16 protein-coding genes and 1 tRNA gene are annotated in these 14298 nt (G+C 63.3%); 6 read left to right on the forward strand and 11 right to left on the reverse strand.

The window, feature by feature from the left end; translation table 11 throughout:
- Nucleotides 1–4: 4 nt before the first annotated feature.
- Together I6F12_RS18200 and I6F12_RS18205 are read right to left on the reverse strand one after the other, a co-directional pair.
- Nucleotides 5–1117 (reverse strand): alpha/beta hydrolase, encoded by a 1113-nt coding sequence (locus tag I6F12_RS18200; RefSeq protein ID WP_036010398.1) that lies wholly within the window; start codon nt 1115–1117, stop codon nt 5–7.
- 354 nt (nt 1118–1471) lie between these two features.
- Entirely contained in the window at nt 1472–2443 is a 972-nt protein-coding gene (locus tag I6F12_RS18205) for an SDR family NAD(P)-dependent oxidoreductase (protein WP_036025445.1), read from the reverse strand.
- Between the two features lie 408 nt (nt 2444–2851).
- Between I6F12_RS18205 and I6F12_RS18210 the strand changes: the two genes are divergently transcribed.
- Complete coding sequence (locus I6F12_RS18210) at nt 2852–3091, forward strand: hypothetical protein (protein ID WP_025036674.1); 240 nt, start codon at nt 2852–2854, stop codon at nt 3089–3091.
- A 151-nt stretch (nt 3092–3242) separates the two neighbouring features.
- On the opposite strand, the gene I6F12_RS18215 is transcribed toward I6F12_RS18210, so the two are convergent.
- Entirely contained in the window at nt 3243–4214 is a 972-nt protein-coding gene (locus I6F12_RS18215; protein WP_083235130.1) for an alpha/beta fold hydrolase, read from the reverse strand.
- A gap of 121 nt (nt 4215–4335) precedes the next feature.
- Between I6F12_RS18215 and I6F12_RS18220 the strand changes: the two genes are divergently transcribed.
- The 4 genes from I6F12_RS18220 (at nt 4336) to I6F12_RS18235 (ending at nt 7791) form a co-directional block, all read left to right on the forward strand.
- Nucleotides 4336–4956 carry a TetR/AcrR family transcriptional regulator gene (locus I6F12_RS18220; RefSeq protein ID WP_036010401.1) on the forward strand — a complete coding sequence of 207 codons (621 nt, stop codon included), beginning with the start codon at nt 4336–4338 and terminating at the stop codon, nt 4954–4956.
- 368 nt (nt 4957–5324) lie between these two features.
- Complete coding sequence (locus I6F12_RS18225) at nt 5325–6578, forward strand: OpgC domain-containing protein (RefSeq protein ID WP_063822468.1); 1254 nt, start codon at nt 5325–5327, stop codon at nt 6576–6578.
- Nucleotides 6575–6961: a hypothetical protein gene (locus I6F12_RS18230; RefSeq protein ID WP_225140089.1), complete on the forward strand. Its 387-nt coding sequence runs from the start codon at nt 6575–6577 to the stop codon at nt 6959–6961. The genes I6F12_RS18225 and I6F12_RS18230 overlap by 4 nt, the downstream gene beginning before the upstream one ends.
- Before the next feature lie 323 nt (nt 6962–7284).
- Nucleotides 7285–7791, forward strand: coding sequence for a septal ring lytic transglycosylase RlpA family protein (locus I6F12_RS18235; RefSeq protein ID WP_036010404.1), 507 nt, complete (start codon nt 7285–7287; stop codon nt 7789–7791).
- 200 nt (nt 7792–7991) lie between these two features.
- On the opposite strand, the gene I6F12_RS18240 is transcribed toward I6F12_RS18235, so the two are convergent.
- The 8 genes from I6F12_RS18240 to I6F12_RS18275 all read right to left on the reverse strand — a co-directional run bounded on the left by I6F12_RS18240 (nt 7992) and on the right by I6F12_RS18275 (nt 13519).
- Nucleotides 7992–8483 (reverse strand): YetF domain-containing protein, encoded by a 492-nt coding sequence (locus tag I6F12_RS18240; protein ID WP_036010407.1) that lies wholly within the window; start codon nt 8481–8483, stop codon nt 7992–7994.
- A 328-nt stretch (nt 8484–8811) separates the two neighbouring features.
- Nucleotides 8812–8889 (reverse strand) — tRNA-Pro (locus I6F12_RS18245).
- A gap of 106 nt (nt 8890–8995) precedes the next feature.
- The gene (locus I6F12_RS18250; protein WP_225156954.1) at nt 8996–9571 is read right to left on the reverse strand and encodes a MerR family transcriptional regulator; all 576 of its coding nucleotides are present in this window, start codon (nt 9569–9571) and stop codon (nt 8996–8998) included.
- Nucleotides 9572–9595: 24 nt separating this feature from the next.
- Nucleotides 9596–9937 carry an integration host factor subunit alpha gene (locus I6F12_RS18255; RefSeq protein WP_225140090.1) on the reverse strand — a complete coding sequence of 114 codons (342 nt, stop codon included), beginning with the start codon at nt 9935–9937 and terminating at the stop codon, nt 9596–9598.
- Between the two features lie 132 nt (nt 9938–10069).
- Nucleotides 10070–11050 (reverse strand): beta-ketoacyl-ACP synthase III, encoded by a 981-nt coding sequence (locus I6F12_RS18260; protein WP_036025462.1) that lies wholly within the window; start codon nt 11048–11050, stop codon nt 10070–10072.
- The gene (gene plsX, locus I6F12_RS18265; protein ID WP_036010436.1) at nt 11047–12108 is read right to left on the reverse strand and encodes a phosphate acyltransferase PlsX; all 1062 of its coding nucleotides are present in this window, start codon (nt 12106–12108) and stop codon (nt 11047–11049) included. The genes I6F12_RS18260 and plsX overlap by 4 nt, the downstream gene beginning before the upstream one ends.
- Nucleotides 12109–12407: 299 nt before the next feature.
- A complete protein-coding gene (locus I6F12_RS18270; protein ID WP_225156955.1) occupies nt 12408–12971 on the reverse strand; it encodes a DUF177 domain-containing protein in 564 nt (187 codons plus the stop codon).
- Complete coding sequence (locus I6F12_RS18275) at nt 12968–13519, reverse strand: ubiquinol-cytochrome C chaperone family protein (protein ID WP_036025467.1); 552 nt, start codon at nt 13517–13519, stop codon at nt 12968–12970. Before I6F12_RS18275 ends, I6F12_RS18270 begins: the two co-directional genes overlap by 4 nt.
- Nucleotides 13520–13617: 98 nt before the next feature.
- Here I6F12_RS18275 and I6F12_RS18280 point away from each other — a divergent pair, with 98 nt between their 5' ends.
- On the forward strand, nt 13618–14103 hold the full coding sequence (locus I6F12_RS18280; RefSeq protein WP_036010444.1) for an outer membrane protein assembly factor BamE: 486 nt from the start codon (nt 13618–13620) through the stop codon (nt 14101–14103).
- The last annotated feature ends 195 nt before the right edge of the window (nt 14104–14298 follow it).

Here is a 14298-nt window from a genome sequence, read left to right on the forward strand (position 1 = left end):
GCCGCTAGATCCGCCCCGCGCCACGGAGCCGCGATTCCAGCCAGTCGAATATATATTCGTTGGCAAGGCTCGGATTGTCGGCATGGGCCTGCGCGGCGCCGGTCTCCGCCGCGGTGAACACTTTCAGCGTGACATCCGAGCTGCCGAGCCGGGAATTCCGGACGAGCTGACGCGCCCGGTCGGCCTTGAGCCAGCCGTCCTCCCCAAGCGTGATCAGCACCGGGCAGTCGGCGCTGGAGGCCATCAGCGGCGCATGCGGCACAGGGACGATGCTGACGTCGCTCATCGCGAATCGGCTGGCGAAAAAGGCCCGCTCGTGCAGATCCCACAGGCCGCCGTCGCAGACGGCGGCGGCAAGCCGCGGCTCCTGCAGCACCGCGCGCGCCACGAAGGACGAGCCCCAGCCATCGGCGATGATCCCGACCCGCGCGAAATCGACGTCCTGCCGCATCTCCAGATAATCCATGACGCCGGGGATCGCGCTCTCGAGATCCTGGCGCCGCAATAGCGCCTCGAGAAAATCGTCGCGCTGGTCGCCGAACAGGTCGAGCGCCAGCATCGAGAAGCCACGCTCGCGCGCGTGCGGCACGAGCTTGAACAGAAATTCTTCCTTGCGGTGGCCGGGCTCGCCGATGCAGATCACGGTCGGCGCCGGCTCCTTCCCCGATGGCGCGGGCAGGAAGTATCCCTGCAGCGAGTGCCCGTCGAGCCAGGGTATCGTCACCACCTCGCCGGCCGGGCTGCGCGCGGCGAGATAGCGGCGCGCGCATTCCTGCATGGCCAGCACGGCGACCCAGCGGCGCTCGTCGGCGGGATCGAGCGGCATCGCTGCGGCACCATAATAGTTCATGGCGCGCAGCCAATTGCGCTGCGCACTGGCGCGGTGGCCCTCCGCGAACGCGGTCTCCGCGCGCTGCCGATTGGTCTGCGCCAGCTTCTTCCACTCGCGGTGCCAGGAGCGGTCGTCGCCGCGCTTCAGCTGCCGCGCGATCATCAGGCATTCCGCGATCGTGGCGCCGCCCTCCTGGGCCGCCGCGAGCAGCCGCGTGAACTCAGCTGAAATGTCCTCTCGCTCCGGGCAAAAGGTCCAGTCGTCGGAGAGGCATGCGGGCATCATTGGGAGCTACGCTCTAATCGTCGCGTTACCCCGATTGACTAAACCATTTCAAGTCGCCGACCAAGCCGGCGCGCGCGTCATTACAGGCATGTGAGATCAACATCGCTTGAACAACGTCATGACGGATGCGTGACATTGCAACAGATCATGGTGCGCGACGAACATTGGCGGGAGCTGGCACTTAGAATTGTCCAAGTATCTCTTGCCATGACGACCATCATAGCCATATCGGCGCGCCTTGCTGGGCGCGCTAAAGAATATGACCCCTAGCGGCGGCGTGCGCGCACGCCTCTCCTTCGAGACGGCGCTGACGTGCCTCCTCGGGTGCGATGGGTGGGCGCCCCGGCAGCGGCCTCAACCAAGCCGCCAGCCGACCTCCTGCGTAATACTTTCGAAGAAGGCACGGTCATAGGCCTGCTCCGGCGCGGCGCGCACGCGCTCGTCGAGAAGCTTGGCGTCCTCGCCGACCAGAATGCGCCACCGCTCCGCCTTGACCCCGTCGAGGATGATCTTGGCGGCTTCTGCCGCCGTCGTCGGCGCATCCTCCAGGAAGCTGCGGGCGCGCTCGGCGAACGCCGCCTGGATGTCCTCGTCCGACATCCCGTCGGCATCCGGCACGCCGGCCGCGACCATGCGCTTGCGGGTCAGCGCGACCTCATCGGCATTGAGCCGCTCCGAGCCGTCGGCGCTCTGCACCTTGCGCGAGTTGGAGACGATCGAGGTGCCGATATGGCCGGGCATCACCACCGAGCATTTGACGTGCGGCGCATGCAGGCGCAAATCGTTGATCAGCGCTTCGGTGAATCCCTTCACTGCGAATTTGGCCGCACTGTAGGCGGTGTGCGCCTGGTTCATGCCGATCGAGGCCCAGAAGCCGTTGACGCTGGCGGTGTTGACGATGTGGGCTTCGTCCGCGGCCACCAGCATCGGCAGGAAGGTGCGCACGCCGAGATAGACGCCGCCCCAGCAGATGTTGAAGGTGCGCTCCCATTGCTCGCGGGTGTTGGTGAACAGGCTGCCGCCGCCGCCAATGCCGGCATTGTTGAACAACAGATGGATCCTGTCGGTCTGCTGCTGCTCGGCGAGCTCGTCGCGAAAACGCTTCAGATGGTCCTCGATCGCGACGTCGGCGACGTGCGTCGTGACGCGCAGCCCCTGCGGCAGCTTCTCGGCCTCGCACAGCCGCTTGGTCTCGGCCATCGCGGCCTCCGAGACGTCGCACATGGCGACGTTGCAGCCCTCGGCCACGAGCTGCCGCGCGAGCTCGCGCCCCATGCCCGTGCCGCCGCCGGTGATGACTGCGATCTTTCCAGCAAAATCCTTCATGGGACTTCGGTCCCTCCCCTTGTCGGTGTGTTTCTTGGTCACGGCGCCGCTGACCGCGGCGCGCGCAAAACTGTAGCAGCGCGACATCCGCGGGTAAAAGCCGTGCGCTGCCCTCTTCGCCTTCGGTAATTTCGGCGGGCGGACTACGCGCGATGTTGCGCGCGGGCCTTGTGAAGTGGCTCATAGGCGACACGGCCCGGATAATCGATCATTCCTGAGTATTTTCCAGCGGGTTCCCCGTATTTGTCCGGCTTCGGGTTAATGGCAATTTTTCTACAATCCGAATCGCCAAATGGGGGTGGACGCTGGATTGAGTCGGCCAGGCCAGCGTGTTGTTTGCGTGTCACAGGCTCTGGCACTCCGCTTGCATCCTCTTCGTGGTCAGAAACAACCAACGAGGTGATAGGAATGTTCGTGACCGTCGTTGCCGTGCTTTGCCGGCTTGGCGCAGCCAGCTCAGGCAGTTGTGTCGAGGAAATCGTGACAGACAGCAACATGACACCCGAGATTTCGCTAATGCAGTGCGCGATCGGCGCACAAGCGCCTCTCGCGAAGTGGATGGGTGAGCATCCGATCTATCACGCGAACTGGCGCCTCGAGCGCTACAAATGCGTGCCGGGTCATTACGAGATCAAGGGCCACGCCTAAGGCCCCGCAAAACCACTGGTACCGAGACCACGGATACCAGAACGATCGATCCAAGAGGAAACGCCCGGGGGCCGCTTATCCCTGCGTGCGGACACTGCCAGCGCCAGACCGATCACGGCAGGCGCTCTGTGACAATGATCACGCCCTCCCTCTAAGCCACTTCACGCAAGATGATCGCGCGTGCCCGCCGTCCTTCCGGCGTCGGCATCAGCGCGAAGTTGTGCGGTTGCTCGCGCAATAGATGCAGCTCGATCGGCACGCCCACCGCCCTCGCTCTTGCGGCAAGGTCGACGCTGTCTGGATACAGAAGATCGCGCGTGCCCGAAAAAATCGTCATCGGCGCGAGCCCGCGGAAACTGCCGTTGAGCGGGCTGACGAAGGGATGGCCGACTTCGAGCTCGCCGGCATAGAGCCGCGCGGCCTCGACGATGCCCGGAATATCCTGGATCGGATCGCGCGCCGCGATCGCAACCTGCTCCGGACGGCCGACCGAGGCATCGGCCGCGGGCGAGATCAGCAGCAACCGGCTCGGCTGCCGATGACCGCGATCGCGCAGCCATTGGCAGGCGGCGAGCGCAAGCCCAGCGCCGGCCGAATTGCCGACGACCGTCACTTTTGCATCGCCAGCGTCTTCCAGCAGCATGCGCAGCAGCTCGGCCGTCGCCGGCACGACGTCCTTGGCGGTCGCCCGCGGCGCCAGCGGGTAGATCGGCACGACGCAGCAGATTCGCGCCTTGCGCGTCATCTCACCGATGAAGCGCCAATGCGCCGGCGCGATCTCGTTGATGTAGCCGCCGCCATGCAGGAACATGACGTAGTTGCAGCCCTCGTGGCCTGACGCCGGCTCGGTGTAGTAGACCGGCCAGCCGCCCATCTTGGTCAGCGTCACCTCGACGTTGCCGACCCCGACCGGCTCGTGAGAGGCCGGCGCCAGCGCCAGCTTCTGCACACGCGCCAGCACCGCCTCGGCGGATGCAAGCTGCTGCTTGTAGGGAAGCTGCCGCAGCAGCAGGTTGAGGGCCCGGCTTTGCAGGCTTGGTGCTGGATCGCGCGGCGCCCGCGCGCCGAATACGCAGCCGCCCGGACAGAATTGGAAGGCCGATACAAGTCTCGCAACGCTCATCGCCACATCCCCATCCGGCTGTTTCGACCCGGCGACGAAGAGGGTTGCCGACCCGCCGCCATTGGTCGATATAATGCGAGCATTCACTCGCTTTTCCTACTCGCATTCAGATCACAAGTCCGTGGCCCGCAAACCGTCCACAACACCCCGGAAAAATGCCTCGCAGGAGCGATCCCGTGCCACCGTCGACGCGCTGGTCGAGGCAACTGCTCGCATTCTGGTCAAGGAAGGCTTCGAGAAGGCCAGTACCAACCGCATCGCCGAGATCGCCGGCGTCAGCGTCGGCTCGCTCTACCAATATTTTCCCAGCAAGGAGGCCCTCGTCGCCGCCGTGATCGATCGCCACAATGATGCGATCATGAATGTCGTCCGCGCCGCCTTCGCGGAGGTCGCCGACCTGCCGATCGAGATGGCCGTGCACCGCCTCGTCACCGTCGCGATCGAGGCCCATCACATCGACCCGAACCTGCATCGCGTCCTCGCCGAGCAGATCCCCCGCTCCGGTCACCTCGCGGAAGTCGAAGCCTACAGCCACGAAATCCACGCCCTCGTGCGCACCTATCTCGAACGCCACCGCAAGGAGATGCGCAAGATCGATCCCGCGCTCGCAGCATTCATGTGCGTGAGCGCGATCGAAGCCATCGCGCACAACACCGTGCTGAACGGAGAGATGCTGTCGGAGAAGATGGTGAAGGTGCTGGTGGACGAGACGACGCGGATGGTGGTGGGGTATTTGAGGTAGCGGAGCCTGAGATTACGGAAATCGGCGACAGCGCGCCCATTTGGATGAGGCAGCGTCCTGCGCCCTGAGAGGCGCGCCAGAATGCAGTCCAGCACTGTCACCGTAATGTCCGAACACGACGGATCGAGGAAGCGCCCACTTCGCCAGGCCCGATGACACAAAGCGCACCGCGTTTGTTCGGGACCAAGTTACCATGCATAGTACCGGGGCTCTCGGCGGGCCGCTTGACTCAGGTCAATATCCCGCCGGCCTCAGCGCGCCAACATTGTCGTATGGGTGTTGTATTGCCTGCCATCTAGCGTGAGCGATCCCGGCGGAGTGCCGGGGCGCGGACATCGATCGTGAATCGTGACACGACGGAAAGCAGAATGAAGCTCGCGCTTGCGCTGCCACCACCGCAACGTGATTTGCGTCTCGACCTGTTTCGCGGCCTCGCCAACTGGGCGATGTTTCTCGGCCATGTGCCCGGCACAGTGCTGGTGTGGTGTTCGTTCCGAAATTATGGATTCAGCGACGGGGCCGACCTGTTCGTGTTCATCTCCGGCTACACCTCGGCGCTCGTTTATACCCGAAAAATGGAGCGAGGCTTTGTGTTCGGAACGAGCAGGCTCTTCAGGCGCGTATGGCAAATCTACACCGCCCATATCGTGCTATTCATGATCTACCTGGCTTTCATCCATTTCCTGTCGGAGAGGTTCAACGCGCCTGATCTGATCGATCTGTTCAACGCCGGACCGGTCACCAGCGCGCCGATCGAGATGATGACGCAGGGGCTTTTGCTGCGATACAAGCCTCTGAATTTGGACGTGCTGCCGCTGTACGTCGTCTTGATGGGCCTGTTTCCTCCGATCCTCTGGTTGATGTTGAGATTTCCCGACGCCGCCATGATCGGGTCGGTGCTGTTATATCTGGCTGCGCGGCAATTCCATTGGAACCTGCCTTCCTATCCGTCGGGAAGCTGGTACTTCAATCCGCTGGCGTGGCAGCTTCTGTTTGTTACGGGCGCATGGCTCGCGTTGACCGGTGCGGGGCGTCTGCATTTCTTGCTGCGGTCCAGGTTCGTGCTGGTTGTTGCGGTTGCCTATTTGATTTTTGCGGCGATCATGACGTTAGCTGCTCACCAGCCTCAGCTCCGGGCCTTGTTTGCGCCTGCCTTGTTCGAGCTTTTCAATCCCAACGACAAGACCAACCTGGCGCCCTACCGCTATCTTCATTTGATGGTACTGATTATCCTTGGTGCCCGGTTCATACCGATCGATGCGCGCGGGCTACAAGCCACCATCTTGCGACCCCTGGTAAAGTGCGGCCAGCAGTCCCTCGAAGTGTTCTGTGTGGGCATTCTCCTGGCCTTCATCGGGTACTTCATCCTGCAGTTGGCAGGGAACGGCATCCTCGCTCAACTGCTCGTCGGAGCTGCGGGAATCGCGATCATGACGGCGGTTGCCTACTACAGATCCTGGTCAAAGCGAGTAGAGAAACCTTCACATGAGAGTCCGGTGGATGGAAAGAGGGCGCCGGAAAGCACCGGCCCCCTCGAGCATCTTGTAGTGCGCGCCGCCGGAACGGTGCCGCAGGTCGCTTGCGGGACGGGTACGCAGCAGCAGCCGTTAAGGGAAGTTTGACAACCGCGCCGGCCGTCAAGATCGCGATCGAGGCCCATTCCATCGACCCGAATCTGCACCGCGTCCTCGCCGAGCAGATCCCCCGCTCCGGCCACCTCGCCGAGGTCGAGGCCTACAGCCACGAAATCCACGCCCTCGTGCGCGCCTATCTCGAACGTCACCGGAAGGAGATGCGCAAGCTCGACCCCGCGCTCGCAGCGTTCATGTGCGTGAGCACGATCGAAGCCATCGCGCACAACACGGCGCTGAACGCAGCCGAGATGCTGTCGGAGAAAATGGTGAAGGTGCTGGTGGACGAGACGACAAGGATGGTGGTGGGGTATTTGAGCTGGGTGGGCGACAAGCCAGGGCATTGCGATCTAGCTCCGCACGATGCTTCTTGAGCTTCGCATCTGGCCTGATGACGATCGCACTGCCCGCGTCCAAAGCTGATCGTATTTGCGCGACTCATCCTCCGCCGGGACGCGACCGCGTCAGTCGTCGCGCGGTAACTCGCCTCGCCAATTTAAATATTTATGCATATTTAATTTTGACAAATTAAATCATTATTATTTGAGGCCGGGCAGAACCGGAGCGTGGTCAATCTCAGTCAGGCACGCTCTTGCTCCGCGATGTCGGTATGTCATCACCGTTTTGCGCGTCTTGAGGAACGCGACCTCTGAGCTTGCATTGTCGGCTTGATCTTCAATCGTTCACGAGGTCGACAATGCATCTTCTCGTCAGAATGGCGGCGATTGCGACAGTCCCTGCTTGGATCGGATTGAACGCGAACGGCGCTGCAGCACAGGATTTCCATGACCGGTGGTCCATCATTCCGAAGGCTCAGGCAGAGCCGGCGCCTGCTGGACCCGAACAGCCGAAGAAGGATCAGATTGAGGCGCCACCTCCAACCGCACAAGAGCCATCGGCTGATCGCTCGGGCATGCGATCTTTCAATCGAGTCTTTTCGGGAAAGGCCTCCTATTATTCATATTCCAAAGGCAAGACAGCGAGCGGTTCGACATTCAATCGGAATCACCTCACGGCGGCGCATCGCAGCCTGCCGTTCGGCACCAAGGTCCGCGTGACCCATGGAGGAAGCAGCGTCATCGTCACCATCAACGACAGAGGCCCGTTCATTCGTGGCCGCGTCCTCGATCTCTCGCTCGCTGCCGCGCGCAGCTTGGGGATTACGAATCGCGGCGTAGCTCAGGTTCGTGCCGAGGTGTTGTAGCGGGCGGCTTTTGAACGGCCGTGACATTGAAAACCCGACGCGTTTGTGGATATGACCTCGAGTACTCACCGCCTTCAACGGGATGGCGATGGGGTATTTGAGGTATCAGCGCTTGTGCCTTTTGGGGAAGCCGGCGGAAGCCTCGCAGAATAACAAGTAGTCCCGCAACGCCGATCATGTCGGCGGGCAGACGAAGGTCGTCAGGCTTCCTTCTTCTTCACGCTGATATTTCCGTCGCCCTCGATATATGCCTCTACGACGTCCGAGGGACTCGCTATCCCCTCCTCGCGAAGCTTGCTCATCAACTCATCCATCGTCACCAGCTCCTGCCGCATGTGGCGGCGAAGGACCTGCCCGTTTTTGATGAGCAGGAGCGGCGCCGGCCGAGCAAGCCGCTCCACGAAAGGCACGTGATACCCGACCCAGTCGATGGCTAGATTCCAGAAAATGATGGTGGCAACGAGCACGATACCTTCTGTGATCGAGTGGTATTCGCCCGCCATGCCATTCTGCGCCGCGTCCGCCAACAGGACGACGAGAAGCAAATCGGGAATGCTGAGTCCGCCGGTTTGTCGCTTCAAAATGAACCGCATCAGGGTGAAGATGCCGAGATACATGATGGTGCCCCGCACGATCATTTCCATGATGGAATGCGTCGGGACGAAGATCTCGCTCCACGATAACTGAAACATGTTGCCCTCGCCTGAATGGAAGCGTCCTGATGCCGCGAATCGAAACTCTTATCGGACCCGAACAGTTTCGGAGTTGCGAGGAGGATGGTGAAGAGTTGAGGCTCTAGCCGACCGCTCGACCGTGATTGTCCTCTGGACGATCAGCTCCTACCACTGTCCGACGCGGCGATTCGGAAAAACAATATGACTCAATGACATCGCTACTGTGCATGGGGTTGTTTTCGTCGTTTCGATGTACCGCCCACCGCAGGCCCCGCTTCTGGCCACAGGCATCGTCGCGGCCGGAGCACGCTCCACGCCGACGGTCACCCGACAGAGGTTGAAAAAATGGTCGGAGCGAGAGGATTTGAACCTCCGACCCCTAGTCTCCCAGACTAGTGCGCTAACCGGGCTGCGCCACGCTCCGAATGCCGTTCCATTAGCTAGGATCGCCGCTTTGCGCAAGGCGAGGCCGCAGCATTTTGGTGTATCGGCCCAGAGGGGCCGGAACTGCCCGCAAAGGTGGGCCTCCCCTAGCCGTCCTTGAGGGCCTGATCCAGCATCTCGCGGCAGGCGACGAGGTCGGCCAGCGCCCGACCCAGCCGCTCGCGGTCCAGCGCGCTGGGGCCGGCGGGCGCGGTGGCGGCGCCTTTGCGGAAGGTGGTGAGGATCTCCTCGTCGTCGACCTCGGTGAAGCGGAAGTCGATGCCTTCCTCTTCATCGCCCTGATAGTCGTCATCGTCGGTGTCGGTGATGCCCTTGATGGGGGCCTCGTCCTCGGGCTCCATCAGGCTCGCGCCAATCGCGTCCTCGATGGCGCCAAAGGAGACCGCGGCCGCGCTGTCGGCGAGGCCCTGCACCGATTTGACGCCGTGCTCTTTCAGGATCCGCTGCACCCCGCGGATGGTATAGCCTTCGCCGTAGAGCAGCCGGCGGATGCCTTTGAGCAGGTCGACGTCGTCGGGGCGATAATAGCGGCGGCCGCCGCTGCGCTTCATAGGCTTGATCTGGGAGAAGCGGGTCTCCCAGAACCGCAGCACGTGCTGCGGAATGTCGAGTTCCTGCGCTACTTCGCTGATGGTTCGGAACGCATCCGGCGCCTTGTCCAAAGGCCAGTCCTTTCCGAAAGGCGGTTAAGCCTCTTCTTGAGCCGGGGTGGCGTCGCCGTTGGTGCGGTGCTGGGCGTTGATCCGCTGCTTCAGGATCGCCGACGGCTTGAACACCATGACGCGGCGCGGCGAGATCGGCACCTCGGTGCCGGTCTTCGGGTTGCGGCCGATGCGCTGGCCCTTCTTGCGCACCATGAAGGAGCCGAACGAGGACAATTTCACCGTCTCGCCCTTCTCCAGGCAGTCGGTGATCTCCTTCAGCACGAGTTCCACGAAGGCAGACGATTCCGTGCGCGACAGGCCCACCTTCTGGTAGACGGCTTCGCACAGATCGACACGCGTTACGGTTTTGCTGGTCTCGCTCATCGCCCTGCCCCACCTCACGGCGAACAATTCTCGTCTGAAATTATGAGCTTACGATACGGCGGTCAACACCGCACATCAATGCAGACGTAGCGATAATCGGCAGGGATTCCGGCAAAATTTTATCGGTGTGGCTTACCAGCGCACCAGCGCCGAGCCCCAGGTAAAGCCGCCACCCATGGCCTCCAGCAGGACCATGTCGCCCTTCTTGATGCGGCCGTCCTTGCGCGCCACCGAGAGCGCCAGCGGGATCGAGGCCGCCGAGGTGTTGCCGTGACGGTCCACCGTCAGCACCACCTTCTCCGGCGCGATGTGCAGCTTGTGCGCGGAAGCGTCGATGATTCGCTTGTTGGCCTGGTGCGGCACGAACCAGTCGATGCCGTCGGCATTGAGCCCTGTCGCCGCAAAGGCATCGACGATGACGTCGGTGATCATGCCGACCGCGTGCTTGAAGACCTCGCGGCCCTCCATGCGCAGATGGCCGACGGTCTGGGTCGAGGACGGCCCGCCGTCCACGAACAGCTTTGCCTTGTGGCGCCCGTCGGATCGTAAGTGAGTGGTGACGATGCCGCGATCGGTCGCGGCATTGCCGGGCTGCTCCTGCGCCTCCAGCACCACGGCGCCGGCGCCGTCGCCGAACAGCACGCAGGTGCCGCGATCGTTCCAGTCGAGGATGCGCGAGAAGGTCTCCGCGCCGATCACCAGCGCGCGCTTGTAGGCCCCGGTGCGCAGGAAATTGTCGGCGGTGGCGAGCGCGAACACGAAGCCCGAGCACACTGCCTGCAGATCGAAGGCCGCGCCATGATTGATGCCGAGGCCGTGCTGCACGGCGACGGCGGTCGCGGGGAAGGTGTTGTCGGGCGTCGAGGTCGCCAGCACGATCAGCTCGATCGATTGCGCGTCAACGCCGGCATCGCGGAGCGCCGCCTGTGCCGCCTTGATGGCGAGGTGCGAGGTGAACTCGCCCTCGGCCGCGATGTGCCGCTCGCGAATGCCGGTGCGCTGCACGATCCACTCGTCGGAGGTATCGATGCGCGCCGCCAATTGGGCGTTGGTCACCACCTGCTCCGGCAGATAAGAGCCGCAGCCCAGCACGACCGAACGAATCTGAGTCACGAAACATCCTCCGGCGCGGGCTGCACGAATTTGAGTGCACCACCCTCGCGGTTGAGCATCTGATTGATCTTGTTCAGGAGATCGTAGTGAGCCATCTCATAGCCAACATCGATCGCATAGGCAAAGCCTTCGGCGTTGGTTCCGCCGTGGCTCTTGACCACCACCCCGTTCAGTCCCAGCAGCACGCCACCATTGGACTTGTTGGGGTCCATTTTGTCGCGCAGGGCCTGGAAGGCGCTGCGCGCGAAGAGGTAGCCGAGCTTGGACATCCAGCTCCGCTGCATCTCGTGACGAAGCAATTCCGCCATCTGCCGTGCGGTTCCCTCGGCCGCCTTCAGCGCGATGTTGCCGCTGAAGCCTTCGGTGACGATCACGTCGGCGAGCCCCTTGCCAATGCCGTCGCCCTCGACGAAACCGATATAGTCGAGCTCCGGCAGGTTCCGCGCCCGCAGGATCTCGCTGGCCTCGCGGATCTCCTCGTGGCCCTTGATCTCCTCGGCGCCGATATTGAGCAGCCCGACCGTGGGCCGGGTTTTGTTGAACAGCACGCTCGCCTTGGCCGCGCCCATCACCGCCATCGACACCAGATGGTGGGCATCGCCGCCGAGGGTGGCGCCGAGGTCGAGCACGACGGACTCCCCGCGCAGGGTCGGCCAGATCGCCGAGATCGCCGGCCGGTCGATCCCCGGCAGGGTGCGCAGATGGAAGCGCGCCATCGCCATCAGCGCGCCGGTATTGCCGGCGGAGATCGCGACGTCCGCCTCGCCCTTCTTGACCGCGTCGATCGCGAGCCACATCGAGGAGGTCTTGCGGCCGCGCCGCAGCGCCTGGCTCGGCTTGTCCTTCATGCTGACGGCGACGTCGGTATGGATGATCTTGGAGGCGGCCTTCAGCTTCGGGTGCTGGTCGAGCTCGGGCTCGATCCTGGCGCGGTCGCCGACCAGCAGGAACTCGGTGTCGCGATGCCGGCCAAGCGAGATGGCGGCGCCCGGAATGACCACGGCGGGGCCGACATCGCCCCCCATGGCGTCCAGCGCGATGCGAACCTTGCTTGGCATGTAAGTCCTGGAAACCTGGTCTGGTGCGGTCTTGGGATCAGCGGGGCCGCAAAATGGGTTCGCCACCGGTACGGCGGCCGGCCAAGCGCCACGCCGCACCCGGACCGGGGCGCGACAATAGCGTTTTGTACCCCCGAAACAACCTCTTGCCCCCAGCCTTTTGCATTCGGGGCAATCCGGCCGCCGGGCGCGGATTTCGCGAGAAATCCATTGAAATCAGACAGATAAACAGCTGTCTCAAACCATCAGGGCAAATGGCTCGCGTCCCCTGGCAAGGCAGCCGCGAGCCAAAATGCCCCTCATTGGCCCTTCTTCTTGTCCTGCAATGCCTTCAGCACGGCGAAGGGATGGTCTTCGGGGTCGGGAGCGGTGACCTCCGCCTCGAACACGGCCCCCTCCTTGCGCGGATAGGGATCGATCGCCAGGAACAGGACGTCGGTGGCGAGCCGGCCGAGGTCGATGATGCCGCCCGTGATCGGCTCGGGCGGGTCGGCAACCTCGGGCGGCGCCTCGTCGTCCTGCCCCTCCTCGATCAGATCGGCCAGGCGGCGCGCCTCGGCCTCGGGGGCGAACATCAGGTCCACCTCCTCCTCGATCTCGCTCTCGATCGGATCCAGCGTGACGACGCAGGTCTGGCCGATCCGGCCTCGAACCAGGCCCGTGACCTGGACCCGCCCGCCGCTTTTCGGCACGACATCGAAGCTGGCATGGGCGGACAGGATCTCGCGCAAGCCCGCGACCTCCGCCATCGCCTGCCGCTCGGCCACTGAGGCCTCGAGCTCGCGATGCAACCCGCCGTCCGGGACTTGCGCAACGATGACGGGCGCCCGCCAGGGATCGCGCTCGGTATCTGGTCGGCTCATGGCGTGACATCCTCTGACAGCGCCCGGGGAAACTTGAAGGACGCGCGCAGCAGCGCGGCCTCGTCGGTCCGGCCAAGATCGGCCTCGCTGGCCCTCGCATAGGCCGCGAGCCGCTCCGCCTGGTCGAAGCCAGTCCCATTTAAGATATTCTTGCAGATCGCCGCTGCCAGCGCCTCGCCGCCGGCTTCCATCGCCTGGTCGTAGGCCTGGACGCGGCCGTAGAATGCCTCGCCGAAGGCCCGCATCCGCTTCGGCACGGTCTGGTCGCCCACCCCCATCTCGCGCAGATTGTCGTCCATGTCCTCGCAGAAGCGGTCGAACAGCGCCTGCGACAGCTCCGCGGCGCCCTGAACCGCGCGCAGACGGCGCAGCAGCAGCCAGAGATGCAGCAGCAACAGGTCGAAACGCCCGTTAACCGTATCGGGCACACCCAAGACCCGGTAAAACAGGGGTTCTCGCGCCTGCGTCACGATCATGCCATAGATGGCCTCAATGGTGCCAGGCGGGGTTCGCCGGGGTTTCCTGAAGTGATTGAACGGCCAAAGCATTGTGGTTTCCGCAAGCGGGCGCGCGCGAGTTGCATTCAGACGCCCAGCCCGGTACTTCAGCGCCTCGCGCGACGCAAGGGGACGGAATCAGTTCCGCTATGACGACAACGAACCAGATCAGCCTGCGCGCGGACATGCGGCGCGGCCTTCATGCCTGTTGGCGCGGCCTGCGCATGCTCGCGGCCACCGCCGTGATCGGCGTGGCCCTTGCAGCTTGCACCGGCGAGCAGTTCCAGAAAGGCTACATCCTGCCGCCCGGCGCGCTCGAGCAGATTCCGATCGGCGCGAGCCAGGATCAGGTGCTGATCGTGATGGGCACGCCTTCGACGGTCGCGACCCTCGACGGTGAAGTGTTCTACTACATCTCGCAGCGCTCGGAGCGCCCGGTCGCCTTCATGAACCAGAAGGTGGTCGATCAGCGTGTCATCGCAGTCTATTTCGACAAGACCCGGCGCGTGCGCCGGCTTGCGAATTACGGTCTCCAGGACGGCAAGATCTTCGACTTCATCAGCCGCACCACGCCGACGTCGGGTCAGGAGATGAGCTACCTTACCCCGCTGTTCAAGCTGCTCAGCTTCAACTGAGGCCGTCGAAGGATTCGATCGAAGCGGCTTGTCGCTTCGCGTCGAAAATGCGCGTCGAACGAGGCTCCTGAAGCCGCTTAATTCCATCGCAAGGTATATGGGCTTACGCCTGCGTCGTCGTGCCGCTCTCTGCGCGGCACTTGTCGTCGCGCGCGACTTGCGGTCGCACGTGCCGTTCCCTACGGTTCCCGCAAA

It is taken from the genome of Bradyrhizobium sp. IC4059 (assembly GCF_020193615.1).
Classification (GTDB): Bacteria; Pseudomonadota; Alphaproteobacteria; order Rhizobiales; family Xanthobacteraceae; genus Bradyrhizobium; species Bradyrhizobium yuanmingense.

Excerpts from the sequence above, each read along its gene's own strand:
- I6F12_RS18200 (WP_036010398.1), bottom strand. The coding sequence starts at position 1,117 with ATGATGCCCGCATGCCTCTCCGACGACTGGACCTTTTGCCCGGAGCGA.
- I6F12_RS18205 (WP_036025445.1), bottom strand. The coding sequence starts at position 2,443 with ATGAAGGATTTTGCTGGAAAGATCGCAGTCATCACCGGCGGCGGCACG.
- I6F12_RS18210 (WP_025036674.1), top strand. The coding sequence starts at position 2,852 with ATGTTCGTGACCGTCGTTGCCGTGCTTTGCCGGCTTGGCGCAGCCAGC.
- I6F12_RS18215 (WP_083235130.1), bottom strand. The coding sequence starts at position 4,214 with ATGAGCGTTGCGAGACTTGTATCGGCCTTCCAATTCTGTCCGGGCGGC.
- I6F12_RS18225 (WP_063822468.1), top strand. The coding sequence starts at position 5,325 with ATGAAGCTCGCGCTTGCGCTGCCACCACCGCAACGTGATTTGCGTCTC.
- I6F12_RS18235 (WP_036010404.1), top strand. The coding sequence starts at position 7,285 with ATGCATCTTCTCGTCAGAATGGCGGCGATTGCGACAGTCCCTGCTTGG.
- I6F12_RS18240 (WP_036010407.1), bottom strand. The coding sequence starts at position 8,483 with ATGTTTCAGTTATCGTGGAGCGAGATCTTCGTCCCGACGCATTCCATC.
- I6F12_RS18255 (WP_225140090.1), bottom strand. The coding sequence starts at position 9,937 with ATGAGCGAGACCAGCAAAACCGTAACGCGTGTCGATCTGTGCGAAGCC.
- plsX (WP_036010436.1), bottom strand. The coding sequence starts at position 12,108 with ATGCCAAGCAAGGTTCGCATCGCGCTGGACGCCATGGGGGGCGATGTC.
- I6F12_RS18270 (WP_225156955.1), bottom strand. The coding sequence starts at position 12,971 with ATGAGCCGACCAGATACCGAGCGCGATCCCTGGCGGGCGCCCGTCATC.
- I6F12_RS18275 (WP_036025467.1), bottom strand. The coding sequence starts at position 13,519 with ATGCTTTGGCCGTTCAATCACTTCAGGAAACCCCGGCGAACCCCGCCT.
- I6F12_RS18280 (WP_036010444.1), top strand. The coding sequence starts at position 13,618 with ATGACGACAACGAACCAGATCAGCCTGCGCGCGGACATGCGGCGCGGC.